Genomic DNA, 11667 nt, shown 5'->3' with positions numbered 1-11667 from the left:
CAATCTGAGCCATGATCAAACTCTTCAATTTAAGATTTTGTGACTCAACGAATACTGACTTCAAAACTAATATTCATGTAAACATGAACATGTAATTCTAAAGCTATTACCATTCCAACAGAATGGTAATGAATTGACTGTGCCGAATAACTACAAGTAGTTAAACGTATTGGTCACTCAGTTCATTGAAATCAATTTTGTTACCGAAGTAACTGCTATTACCTAAGTAATAACGTTTTGATATTCATCAACGAGTGCCCACACAGATTGATAGGTTTAAATTGTTAAAGAGCTTTGCTTATCAAAACTTTCTTTTTACAAAGAAACCCTTGAAAGCGGACGTGAATTCTAGCGATTTAATCTTAAGTGTCAAACACTTTTTTAAATTAATTTGTTTCGAACTTTCCGTCTTACTGATTACCGCTGAAGCCTTGTGGCGTCTGCCGTGTCAGTGAGGCGGCATTATAGAGATCATCGAAAACATGGCAACCCCTTTTTTGATAAAAATTCAAAAAAGTTGCTTAAGTGTCTACTTTTACGTCAAAAGCCTCTTTCACAGGTCAAAGCTCATACAATTACAGGCATATCACTTAAAATTTCGCGATTAAATCTTTCGAAAATGCCTCTATATCTAGTTCAATACTCCATTTATCACTCAGCTCTACGATGTTATCTAGCGACTGCTGAACCGTTTTTATCGTCAAAGTATTGTTGTCTAGGTCGTATACCTGTTTTTGCGTAGTGTAATAGAAGTAAAGAATGGTCAGCGCATCTCGGTCGCCTTGTTCCGCTTTTGGCTGAATGCGCTTGAGTTTACGATAGATTTGATTGTGGATTTGTTTGAGGTTCCAAACATAAAGCGCTTCTTTGAAATACTCATGCCCTTTCACTCGGCTTGCGATAAACGCATTCAAAGCGACAGATAAAATCACCCCAAGTACGTTCAAATGAAAGTTCCCTGTCGATTCACCAGTAATTGAAGTCGCCGAGCCAAACAATTCGATCAGAATGCTGCCAAATACAATGGCAAACAATGCAAGTGACCCAACTAACGAGACCAACAACAGGTTCATCTTCTTTCTATATTCTTCTTTATTAATCTTCTGTAACTTCACCGACAGCTTCCTTATGTAAGTCACTTTATAACTTTGCGCATACTATCTATGTAAACATTGGGTCGCTTCAACCCTTACCGTCTTGTAATGTGGTCACTCTCTATTTAATACTCAAAGTTCGCGGGTTGGTGCTAAGTGCAACTCCATTTGACTTCATTAATAGAAAAGAGTTACATACCGCCACAATTTTGGTTATTCATCAATTCATGTTGATAAAGTCCGTTTCGCTTTATCACATACTGACAAGGTACATTCCATGCGTTCATTTGTATTACGCGCTCGCGCAGCCCCTACAGAGAGCAAACTTATCTTAGAAGGTGTTGGGCAAGACGCTCATACTGAGATTCTGGCTCATACTCTTATGAACACGATCTTCGTCGCTCAATCTCATCGTGAGAATGTCACCGTGCACCTTGTATTAGAAAGTACTAAAGACTTCTCACGTACGATCACTTTCGATTCAAATGAGATCACCAACATTGGTGGCTTTCATGAATCGGCATTGTTATCAGCGGTAGTAAGAGCGGTTGATGCTTCTCAAGGTATGACCAAAGAGCAGACTCGTCAGGTTGAACCGGGAATCATCGTTCGCACTATGAGCTTTGAAAAACTAGTCAAAGAACTGGCTGAAGACCACCAGCTATACATGATGGATAAGAAAGGTGACTTTATCCGTGATGCGGAGATTGCTGAAAACCCATGTTTCCTTCTGACTGACCACATCCCTATGCCGAAGAAAAGCTACAACAGCTTAAAGCGCTTAGGGACAGAAAAGATCAGCTTAGGCCCGAACATGCTGTTTGCTTCTCAGTGTGTTGTGTTGATCAATAATGAGCTGGACATTCGCGGTTTCTAGCCCGACGAGACACAGCCATAATTAGCAAAGCCCGGTTATTAGCCGGGCTTTTGATTTTTGGATTACCGATATTTGCTTTGCTCAACTTATTGCAAACTTGCCTCGTCACATCAGGTCTCGCATTAACGTCTCATACTGCTCAGACACCAAAACCACCAAGTGATTAAGTTCTTTTGCATCTTCCTCTGCCAGTAAAAGTTGCCAATCCGTCTGTTGACCACTTTCATCTCGCCCAAGCACTTTGGTGTTCCCTTGTTCAGTCTCAAACGATAAATGACTAAAATCCGTATCGTGGTGTTCATGAGACTCTAAAATTTCAAACTCTAGATTCCCTGTTGGCTTTACTTGAATGTGTGCATGAAAATGCTGCTGATTCTGTAACTCATACTCCCTGTGTATTGCGAACATACTCCCTCCTATCAACCTTAATCTAAGCTCGAAAGCGATCTGTTATAAATTACCTGCTCCTTAGGTTGTAACCCTTAGACAGCACGTATTTATACAAAGTGTAGGCATTAGATTTTAGCGCTAGGGCAAAATCAGCCTGCTGTTTGATACTAGACAAAATAACGATGAGTATTGTGACACTTAGATTGATATTTCTTGACGGTCGTAACCCATCTCAACATCTCCAAAAAACCACAAAGCATGCAATTTATAAAACTTGCGCTTCGTTCCATTTCTGCCCGTTGTTGGTCTGACCTTTACCAATTAATGGAGATTCCGCTCCAAGCTTATGATTCTACAGTTATACTTCCGATAATTTCGGTGAATTATTTTAAGGGAATATATGTCAATTTTTACCGTATTCTTCTGTGGTACAGGATCAAACTCAGAAGACAACAATCATAAAAACTATGTTTCAGGTGAGTTGATTTCTACGTTAGCGAAGAATACGACTGGCAGAGACATGATTGACTACATCCAAGTGGATGGCGTCGGCAGTGGGAATCAAAACGAATGGTTGAAGCAAGGCAAAGATGACACGTACTCCGGAGTTAAGGGAACGTTGCTAGGCAAAGGTATCGACAGCAACATGCGCCATGTGCTGAATATCTTGCGCGGAAGCCAACAAGATAAGAATGACTACATGAAGCGAGCTAAAGGCCTGCTCAGTGAATCTCGCCCAGAAAAATCAGCTTGGCCTTTCGCAACCAACCAAAAATATCAGGATTGGTTGAAAGACTCACAAGCACTGGCAGCCGATCTAAAACAAGGTATCGCGGCTCGCCAACAGAACATAGCGATTGAACGCCAAACCAAGCCCATTAGCCAAGTTAACATCGTAGGTTGGAGCCGTGGTGGTGTGAGTTGCTTTGAATTGGCGAACCGAATGCTCAAAGATCCCAAGCTCAGCCATATTCCCGTCAACATCTTTGCGTGTGACCCTGTGCCCGGCGGAATGAACGCATTCAAGGATTACAAATTACTGGGCAAAAACGTCAAACAGATCGTGTGTGTTTTTGCTGAAGACGAACGTTCATTGGCTTTCAAGGCGAGAATGCCTCGCTTATCCCCTTCTACTCAATATTACACCACCTACATGCCCGGCCGACACGGCACTTTGGTAGGGAATGCGAATACTTCCGGCGGAAGCAAAGGCGCGGGATTACTTACCGGCCCAGGACTGGTGACAAGAGATTTCATGGAAAAGGTATTAACCGGTTGGGGCACGCAGCTTAAACCAAGTACGACATTGAACTTCTCTCGACAACGCATTATCGAACTGTACGAGCAAATGCGCAGTCATGAAGAGTATTTCAATAAAATGCACGGTATGACTTACACAGCTAAGAACCGACTACTATGGACAAGTAAAGATAGAATCGGCCAGCAGAGAGAACGCCGTTATGGTATTCCAATGTATCGTTTTCAGTTTCCTGGCATAACCAACAACTACGGCGATGCAATTAATCGACACCACTGCGATGTGTTAGCTACCAATGCTTTCGCTGCGCACGGTACTTCTGCCGCACTACCAAGCCCAGTCTGATATTCCTATTTGATAAGCAGTTAAACAAAAAAGAGCTCAACTAAGTGAGCTCTTTTTATTATCTATCTCTTGGTATCGATGGTGTTATCTCAGAATCAAGCCTGATTAACCAAAGATGAAGCTGTATAGGAAGCCTGCACCCATCGCCATGCTTAGGATAACGAATAGGAATGCTGCAATCATTTGGTTCTTGAAGATTGATTTAAGCAGGATAACTTCCGTCAAACTTGCACCTGCACTACCAATAATCAATGCCATTACTGAACCCAACGCCATACCTTTCTGTACTAAAGCTGCACTTAGTGGGATTACCGCTTCAGCACGAATGTACAGTGGAATACCAATCACGGCTGCTACTGGAATCGCATACCACATACCTTCACCAGCGTACTGTGCAATTAGGTCTGTAGGAATGAAGCCGTAGATGAATGAACCAATCGCGATACCCATCATTAGGTAAGGGAAAACTTGTTTAAAGTCTTTCCAAGTTGAGAACCAAATTCTCATCCAACGGCTAGGTTCTTTCTTCTCTACGATTTCAGCTGTTGCGCTTCCATCCGCTGAACAGCATGAAACCGTTACTTGTGGCTCTTCTTTTTTCGAATCGCAGCAAGATGTCTCTTTCGCCATTACGGGTGCAGGTTCACCACATGCACTTGTACCACATGAAGATTCCGCTTTAGCCGGTGCTGCTTTCTTAGGAGCAGAGTCACCACAGCTAGTGCCACAGCTTGAAGCTGAACCTGTTGATTCATACGCTTCAGGTTTTACGTAACGCTCAAAGCCAAGCTTCTCAAGTGCGTAACCAGCCACTACAGATACCGTCATTGCTACAAGGAAGTAGAACACAGCAACTTGCCAACCGAAGGTAATCACAAACAAACCAATGATCACTGGGTTCAATAGTGGGCTACCGAACAGGAACACCATCATTGGGCCGAAACCCGCTCTTGCACGCAGCAATCCTTTTAGGAAAGGAATGGTCGAACATGAACAGAAAGGCGTAATTGCGCCCAATAGTGCTGCAACCACATAGCCCTTACCATTACGTGAGCTCAGGATAGATTGAATCTTTTCTGGTGTAAGGAACTCTTGAAGAATCCCAACAATGTAGCTGATCGCTAAGAAAAGGATAATTAGCTCTACTGCTAAAAAAGCGAACATATCAAGTGCGTCTTTTAGCATTGTTAACATTTCATTGCTCATAATTAACTCCAAACTGGATTGAAGGTCGGGCTCTATGAGAAAAGTAACCAACCCTTAATTTCGAATATTCTCGAATTATAGAAATAAACAGTTCCAGATCAAGCTTTATTTCGATAAAAATCGAAATGATTTTCGAAAACACAGTTTTTCAATGACTTACACAGACACCGTTTTTAAATTTGAATTCGACATACATTTCGACTAACATCGAAATTAAATCTTGAGGAGTTAATATGAACTTAGAAGTCGTTGCGAAAGCACTTAAAGAGTTGGGGCACCCTATTCGCCTAACCATTTATAAGAGTGTCGTTAAAGCTGGCTACCAAGGCATTGCAGTTGGCGGCCTACAAGAAGAGCTAGGCATTCCCGGTTCTACCTTGTCTCACCACATATCAAGCTTGGCGTCTGCTGGCCTAATTAGCCAAAGACGAGAAGGAAGAACTCTATTCTGCGTGGCGGAGTATGAGTGCTTAGAAGGTGTGATTGATTTCTTACAAGACGAGTGTTGCGTAAATGAACAGTGCAACTGATGCACATTTGAACGGGGCACCTTTGAAGCTCGAACAAGTCTGGGCCGAGTATCAGCAAGCATTAAAGTCATTCCTGCATTCAAAGGTCAACAACTCTGCGGATGTAGACGACTTGCTCCAAGATATCTTGATTAAGACCTATCAGAACTTAGATAAGGTACAAAATGCGAGCAGTGTTAAGGCTTGGCTGTTCCAGTTAGCCAACAACACCATTATCGACTTCTACCGTAAGCATGCACGCCAACAACGCGATAGCCAAATTGATGCTGAAGATCTGTGGTTTAACGATTTAGACCACGACTCTGAATTTAAGCAGAAGCTTTCATTGTGTATTGAACCTTTTATTCAGGCACTGCCAGGACAAAGTTCATCGCTACTGCTTGCCGTCGACATTAAAGGCCAAAGCCAAAAAGAGATCGCAGAAGCGCAGAACGTCAGCTACTCAACGGTAAAATCTCGCGTGCAAAAAAGCCGTGCTGATCTTAAGAACCTGTTTGAAGAGTGTTGTAACTTGTCCCTTGATCAACAAGGCAACGTGATTGATTGCGAGCTTAAGCCGAACGCCAGCTGCGGCAAGTGTTAATCGCTACATCGAATCCGTTATTTCAATAGAACAAAGCCAGCAATTGATGCTGGCTTTGTTGTTTTCAGAACCTGTAAATCACTCTTTACTTGAGCAAATCTAGAGCTTAAGCGAATCGGGTGCTTGAGCGAACCGAACTATGCTGCTTCCGCTTTTACCACAGGTTGATAGCGCCCCGGTTTATGATTCATTGCTAGAATCAAGTTGGTGACTATCGCACCAAGCACAGATAGAAGAACCAATGACACATCAACAATGAACAGAGAAAGCACAACAATCGTGCAGTCTAATGCCATCTGAACCTTACCTGCTCGAATTCCAAAACGTTCTTGTAAGAACAACGCCAGAATGTTGAAGCCACCTAAGCTCATCTTGTGACGGAAAATCACCAGCATGCCGGTACCAATCAAGCCACCACCAAGTAAAGCTGCATACAATGCATGAATTTCGGCAATTTGAATCACGTGATACAAGTGATCCACAGCGAACGAAACAATCGAAACAGCGATAAACGTATTGATGGTGAAGCGCCTGCCCATACGAGCAACCGACAAAATATAGAAAGGTAAGTTAAGTGCGAAGAACACTTGGCCAAAGCTCAAATCTGTTACTTTGGTAATGAAGATCGCTAGACCAGCCGTGCCTCCGGTGAGCAAACCGACTTGGTTGAAAAAGATAACGCCGAGTGAAACCAGTGCGCTACCTAAGATCAGTGCCAGTAAGTTTTCGCGAAGGTTATGATCTTTATCCATGTGAATGACTCTCCCTGAATCTTTTAACATCGCGTTTCAGTAGTCTTGAAACGATTTATGCCCAAATTTACGATGTTTGACAGATAAGTCGAGTGAACGATCAATGTTGCTTAGTGATTAGTTTGTATATTAGTTTTTACAGCTTTGTGAAAACTGCTATTAAACATATAGTTATAAACCTGAATTTAGGCTTTCATTCTTAATTAGATAGTTGTTTGTATTAACCAACGAGCTTCAAGTTTTCTTATTTATTGAACACGTTTTGTCCCAATTCCAATCAAGCGATAATCTATGCATAAAACGCATAGACTACATCACAAATGGTCATTTGATACATAACCTACTCATCACTATGATGCGCGACTTCTTACAACATTGAGCGCATGTCAACACCGTATGTTTTCACAATCTCTTTTTGCCCAATTGGCCAGAATGACGCTATTTCTCGTCATTAGTTTGGTTATTGTGCATCACAGTCAGCCATTGATTGATCTCTTGGCTCAGCATGCCGTGAGCAGTGGCTGCCACCAGCAATCAGCGCATGAGCATTCTGGGCACGAACATCACCATGAGATGACTGACCAACACATGTCAGCGCAAGACCACTCACATCACCACCATTAATTAAGAGTATTAGAATGAGCATTTTCCGTTTTCCTTTACTGGTATGGCTTGGGATAGGCACACTTATTATCAGTCTAGGGATCAGACAATCATTCGGCATTTTTATGATGCCAATTTCAGAGCATTTCGGTACAGGTCGCGAGTTTTTCAGCTTTGCGATTGCGCTACAAAACCTATTGTTCGGCGTGTTCCAACCTTTTGTTGGTATGGCAGCTGACAAATGGGGAGCAAGACGCATCATTATCGCGGGTGCATGTGCTTACGGTTTGGGTTTACTTCTTACCTCAATTTCTACCGAATCGAGCATGCTTTACGTTTCATTGGGTGCACTCGTTGGCCTTGGCTTAAGTGCGACAAGTTATGTGATCGTGCTTGGTGCAGTGGCGAAAGTTGTACCAGCAGAGCACGCGGCTAAGGCGTTTGGCTTGACCACGGCTGCAGGTTCATTTGGTATGTTCGCGGTAATTCCGGGCGCACAATACATGCTGAACGAGTTTGATTGGCAAAGTGCGATGCAAGTGTTTGGCGTACTGTGTTGTTTGATGATCTCTTTTGCGCTGTTCATGCGAGCGCCTAAAGCAGCCTCAAACAAACAAGCGCAAGCTGAAGAGAACCAAACACTCAAAGAAGCACTGTCTGAAGCGTTTGCTCACAAAGGTTACTGGTTGATTCACGCGGGCTTCTTCGTGTGCGGTTTCCACGTAATGTTTATCGCAACACACTTACCGAGCTATTTAGCAGACAAAGACCTACCCGCTAGCAGCGCGGCGATGGCACTGGCTTACGTTGGCATCTTCAACATCTTCGGGTCTTACTTCTGGGGTGTGATGGGCGATAAGTTCAGCAAGCGTCATGTAATGTCGGCACTGTACTTAGTGCGTACCGTAGTTATCGGTGCGTTTGTCACTTTGCCTGTTACTGAGTCAACCGCGGCTATCTTCGGTGCAGCCATTGGTTTTTGTTGGTTGGGTACGGTTCCGCTAACTTCTGGCTTAGTTCGTCAGATCTTCGGTGCTCGTTACCTATCGACGTTGTACGGTTTAGTGTTCTTTACTCACCAAGTGGGTAGCTTCTTAGGCGCTTGGGTTGGCGGTCGTATTTACGATTACTACGGTTCTTACGAGCCAATCTGGTGGTCAACGGTGGTACTGGCATTTGCAGCAGCACTTATCCATTTACCAATCAATGACAAGCCAATTGAGCGACTGAAATTGGCAATGGCTTAACGTTTTATGCTGACTCCCCCACTAGCGTAAACAACAAGTCGTTCCAATAAAGCGAGTGAGTATTGAAAGGAAGCATCCTGAGATACTCACTCGCTTTTTTGTTGGTCGTTATAATAGAAATTATAACTAGCGAAACTGGCATAAAGCTCACTGAATAATAAGACTATTCTTTTGGTTTTCATTTATAGTATCCACCCGCTCCTTTAAAACTAATCCGCAGGCTTATGGAATACATAGATCAGACTGTCCTTATCGCAATGACACTCATTTTTGTCGGCTCGTTTGTGCAAACCGCAATCGGCTTTGGTTTGGCCATTGTTGCAGCCCCACTGCTGTTTTTGGTCTCTCCAGATTATGTACCTGCGCCTATCTGTTTAATCGGTCTGTTTATCTCGTTATTCAACGCTTTTAAACATCGAGCGAATATCTCGATTGGCGGATTAAAAATCGCATTGCTGGGCCGTATTCCGGGGTCACTGGCAGGTGGTGCTTTGTTGGTTATGGTTTCAACGAGCGTGTTATCACTATGGTTGGGCTTATTGGTAGTATTTGCCGTGATTGTTAGCCTACTGCCCTTTAGACTCGAACCAACCCCAACTAAGATGGGTATTGCGGGTTTCTTCTCTGGGTTCTTTGGCACCAGCTCGGGTATTGGTGGTCCGCCGATGGCACTGCTACTGCAACACCAAGACGCTAATCAGCTTCGTGGTAACCTTTCTGCGTTTTTCGTGTTTAGTTCGATCATCTCGTTACTGGTACAGATCCCGATTGGCTTCTTCACCATGCACCATTTGATCATTACCATCCCTTTGCTGCCTGCGGCTTGGTTGGGCTATAAAGTGGCATTGATGACGACACAAAGCATCCCTAAAGAGAAAATACGTATCGGTTCTTTACTGCTATGTTCTATCAGTGGCTTTACGGCAATCTGGCAGGGGTTAGCTGGCTAGTTATTAGCGATAAAAACGAGAAGAAGAAAGGCATCTTAAAAACCACAGATCAAACACCCAACAGATAAAAGGACGTTCTATGACTTACGACGAATTCAATGCATTCTGCGAGTCACTGCCTGCAACCAGTTATGTGATGCAGTGGAATAACTCTCACGTTTGGAAAATGGGTGGCAAGGTGTTTGCGATTGGTGGTTGGGGACCAAAAGATGAGCCTGCTTTTATCTTCAAGGCGTCCGATCAGAATTTCGACTTTCTCAAAGAAGAGCCGGGCTATAAACCCGCCCCCTACTTTGCTTCACGTGGCATGAAATGGATTCAGCTTTTTGAGAGCACATCAGAAAGGGATGAGGAGCTGAGATACTACCTCACGGAGTCACACCGAATTGTGTCTTTGGGGCTTACCAAAAAGAAACAAGCAGAACTCGGGCTCAATCAGTAGCCAGAATCTCTGCTTGTTAAATATAGAATTATGCACTTCTTAAAAACTTGGGCAATAAAGGTTCTATCTTTTGCGTTGGAATCAGTGGCACCAATAAATAAATTAAACCCGCAAAGGCGATAGACGCCGCCAAGTCTTCAGGTCGATGCATACCAAGCCAAACACGGCTATAGGCGACACCACCAGCCCAAACCAACAAACCGCCGACTAGGTAAAAGCGTTTCGCCTCTAGGAACAATCCGCCAAAGAATGCCAAACACACACCGACAAAGATCATGTGTCCAGATGGGAAAGAGTAGTCCGTTTCGCCATGCCAATGACGAGTTCGCCACTCGCTGACCTTATCTTGCACAGATTCAATCGCGGCATTCTTTTCTACCAAAGGCAGCTCATAAAATAGCTCTGGCATTTCAACCACTTCCTGCGTTACCAAATACTCAGAATAAGGACGCGGGCTCTCTGTTGAATGCTTTAAGAAGGTCTTCGCTGCAAAGCTGAGCACCAACAAGATACCGAGCTGCAGACAAAGGCTGACTAACTTAGCTTTAGAAAACTTCATCGTGAGCAGGACTAAAGACAAAACAGCGAGCGTTACCAAGAACCCTTGATTACCTGCCGAGTAAGTCACGAACGTCATAAAAGCACCGTAGAAAGGCAGAACCGCGCTTCCAAGGTCGAAGTCAGATCCAAAGATCAAAAAAGGCACTAGAGAATACAAGCTTAAAACGAGCAGTAATAAGCCTTTGGATTTGTTAGAGAACAGAGAAGTCATGGCTAAGATCTTTGAGATAAAGTGGTCGGATGCTATCGCAGCTTAGCATCGCCAATATCAATTTTATGTCAAAACGGTCAGTAAGCCGTCATGGTGTAACAATAATCGATTAAAGGGCCTCTTAAGTATTGAGCTGATGAACTGTCACTTCATCACCAATAATACAGACCATCCACTTGTGCACATATAGACATCAAAACCCGCTAAACATAACCTGCGCTCGGCTAAACACCACACGCCAAGGTCTGCCGATAAAGTGAACACTTACCGGATTATAAGGCCAGAATCTGAAAAACTTTGCTGTCAGTCCTTTAAATCCACTATCGAAAGGATTACCATCTGGTCTGCTTTCAAAGCAAAACAAATTATTAATTTTTATTCTCAGGGCGGGGCGAAATTCCCCACCGGCGGTATGTCCTTAGCAAAATCTAAAGATAAGCCCGCGAGCGCTCGATTCGTCGAGGTCAGCAGATCTGGTGAGATGCCAGAGCCGACGGTTATAGTCCGGATGAGAGAGAATGGAAACACACTCGTTTAAGTTGGAAAGGCGCACCTATCTATTGGGTTGATGCCTCCAACTCAGACGGGTGCATTTCGTTTTGGATAAAACCATAATGA

At 43.5% G+C, this 11667-nt stretch carries 13 protein-coding genes and 1 riboswitch; of the genes, 7 read left to right on the top strand and 6 right to left on the bottom strand.

Annotated features, from left to right (window positions below; translation table 11 throughout):
* Positions 1–590 precede the first annotated feature (590 nt).
* Positions 591–1115 (bottom strand): DUF3087 family protein, encoded by a 525-nt coding sequence (locus MSG36_RS03790; protein WP_248366372.1) that lies wholly within the window; start codon positions 1113–1115, stop codon positions 591–593.
* A 256-nt stretch (positions 1116–1371) separates the two neighbouring features.
* Here MSG36_RS03790 and trmY point away from each other — a divergent pair, with 256 nt between their 5' ends.
* Positions 1372–1971, top strand: a complete 600-nt coding sequence (gene trmY / locus MSG36_RS03785; RefSeq protein WP_050643762.1) for a tRNA (pseudouridine(54)-N(1))-methyltransferase TrmY — start codon at positions 1372–1374, stop codon at positions 1969–1971.
* 105 nt (positions 1972–2076) lie between these two features.
* Here the strand turns inward: trmY and MSG36_RS03780 are convergent, their stop codons facing one another.
* Complete coding sequence (locus tag MSG36_RS03780; RefSeq protein ID WP_050620037.1) at positions 2077–2379, bottom strand: hypothetical protein; 303 nt, start codon at positions 2377–2379, stop codon at positions 2077–2079.
* A gap of 382 nt (positions 2380–2761) precedes the next feature.
* On the opposite strand from MSG36_RS03780, the gene MSG36_RS03775 reads away from it, so the two are divergent.
* Positions 2762–3964, top strand: a complete 1203-nt coding sequence (locus MSG36_RS03775; protein ID WP_052880362.1) for a hypothetical protein — start codon at positions 2762–2764, stop codon at positions 3962–3964.
* 105 nt (positions 3965–4069) lie between these two features.
* Here MSG36_RS03775 and MSG36_RS03770 read toward each other — a convergent pair whose 3' ends face one another.
* Positions 4070–5170, bottom strand: coding sequence for a permease (locus MSG36_RS03770; protein WP_048613118.1), 1101 nt, complete (start codon positions 5168–5170; stop codon positions 4070–4072).
* A 233-nt stretch (positions 5171–5403) separates the two neighbouring features.
* On the opposite strand from MSG36_RS03770, the gene MSG36_RS03765 reads away from it, so the two are divergent.
* Positions 5404–5700, top strand: coding sequence for a metalloregulator ArsR/SmtB family transcription factor (locus MSG36_RS03765; protein ID WP_004733042.1), 297 nt, complete (start codon positions 5404–5406; stop codon positions 5698–5700).
* Positions 5684–6283, top strand: a complete 600-nt coding sequence (gene sigZ / locus MSG36_RS03760; protein ID WP_248366371.1) for an RNA polymerase sigma factor SigZ — start codon at positions 5684–5686, stop codon at positions 6281–6283. Before MSG36_RS03765 ends, sigZ begins: the two co-directional genes overlap by 17 nt.
* Before the next feature lie 137 nt (positions 6284–6420).
* Here sigZ and MSG36_RS03755 read toward each other — a convergent pair whose 3' ends face one another.
* On the bottom strand, positions 6421–7035 hold the full coding sequence (locus tag MSG36_RS03755) for a YitT family protein (protein ID WP_248366369.1): 615 nt from the start codon (positions 7033–7035) through the stop codon (positions 6421–6423).
* A gap of 460 nt (positions 7036–7495) precedes the next feature.
* Positions 7496–7681: a hypothetical protein gene (locus MSG36_RS23890; RefSeq protein ID WP_348983438.1), complete on the bottom strand. Its 186-nt coding sequence runs from the start codon at positions 7679–7681 to the stop codon at positions 7496–7498.
* On the opposite strand from MSG36_RS23890, the gene MSG36_RS03745 reads away from it, so the two are divergent.
* The 3 genes from MSG36_RS03745 (at position 7674) to MSG36_RS03735 (ending at position 10277) form a co-directional block, all read left to right on the top strand.
* Positions 7674–8885, top strand: coding sequence for an MFS transporter (locus MSG36_RS03745; RefSeq protein ID WP_048611602.1), 1212 nt, complete (start codon positions 7674–7676; stop codon positions 8883–8885). The genes MSG36_RS23890 and MSG36_RS03745 overlap by 8 nt on opposite strands.
* A gap of 224 nt (positions 8886–9109) precedes the next feature.
* Complete coding sequence (locus MSG36_RS03740) at positions 9110–9835, top strand: sulfite exporter TauE/SafE family protein (protein ID WP_248366367.1); 726 nt, start codon at positions 9110–9112, stop codon at positions 9833–9835.
* A gap of 79 nt (positions 9836–9914) precedes the next feature.
* Positions 9915–10277, top strand: a complete 363-nt coding sequence (locus tag MSG36_RS03735) for an MmcQ/YjbR family DNA-binding protein (RefSeq protein WP_248366365.1) — start codon at positions 9915–9917, stop codon at positions 10275–10277.
* A gap of 28 nt (positions 10278–10305) precedes the next feature.
* On the opposite strand, the gene MSG36_RS03730 is transcribed toward MSG36_RS03735, so the two are convergent.
* Complete coding sequence (locus MSG36_RS03730) at positions 10306–11049, bottom strand: phosphatase PAP2 family protein (RefSeq protein WP_248366363.1); 744 nt, start codon at positions 11047–11049, stop codon at positions 10306–10308.
* Positions 11050–11422: 373 nt separating this feature from the next.
* Positions 11423–11573, top strand: a riboswitch (FMN riboswitch).
* The last annotated feature ends 94 nt before the right edge of the window (positions 11574–11667 follow it).

It is taken from the genome of Vibrio sp. 1CM8B, from assembly GCF_023161685.1.
Classification (GTDB): Bacteria; Pseudomonadota; Gammaproteobacteria; order Enterobacterales; family Vibrionaceae; genus Vibrio; species Vibrio coralliirubri.
Note: the sequence above shows the minus strand (reverse complement) of the source record. Positions and strands in the feature narration are given on the sequence as shown.

Excerpts from the sequence above, each read along its gene's own strand:
- trmY (WP_050643762.1), top strand. The coding sequence starts at position 1,372 with ATGCGTTCATTTGTATTACGCGCTCGCGCAGCCCCTACAGAGAGCAAA.
- MSG36_RS03780 (WP_050620037.1), bottom strand. The coding sequence starts at position 2,379 with ATGTTCGCAATACACAGGGAGTATGAGTTACAGAATCAGCAGCATTTT.
- MSG36_RS03775 (WP_052880362.1), top strand. The coding sequence starts at position 2,762 with ATGTCAATTTTTACCGTATTCTTCTGTGGTACAGGATCAAACTCAGAA.
- MSG36_RS03770 (WP_048613118.1), bottom strand. The coding sequence starts at position 5,170 with ATGAGCAATGAAATGTTAACAATGCTAAAAGACGCACTTGATATGTTC.
- MSG36_RS03765 (WP_004733042.1), top strand. The coding sequence starts at position 5,404 with ATGAACTTAGAAGTCGTTGCGAAAGCACTTAAAGAGTTGGGGCACCCT.
- sigZ (WP_248366371.1), top strand. The coding sequence starts at position 5,684 with ATGAACAGTGCAACTGATGCACATTTGAACGGGGCACCTTTGAAGCTC.
- MSG36_RS03755 (WP_248366369.1), bottom strand. The coding sequence starts at position 7,035 with ATGGATAAAGATCATAACCTTCGCGAAAACTTACTGGCACTGATCTTA.
- MSG36_RS03745 (WP_048611602.1), top strand. The coding sequence starts at position 7,674 with ATGAGCATTTTCCGTTTTCCTTTACTGGTATGGCTTGGGATAGGCACA.
- MSG36_RS23890 (WP_348983438.1), bottom strand. The coding sequence starts at position 7,681 with ATGCTCATTCTAATACTCTTAATTAATGGTGGTGATGTGAGTGGTCTT.
- MSG36_RS03740 (WP_248366367.1), top strand. The coding sequence starts at position 9,110 with ATGGAATACATAGATCAGACTGTCCTTATCGCAATGACACTCATTTTT.
- MSG36_RS03735 (WP_248366365.1), top strand. The coding sequence starts at position 9,915 with ATGACTTACGACGAATTCAATGCATTCTGCGAGTCACTGCCTGCAACC.
- MSG36_RS03730 (WP_248366363.1), bottom strand. The coding sequence starts at position 11,049 with ATGACTTCTCTGTTCTCTAACAAATCCAAAGGCTTATTACTGCTCGTT.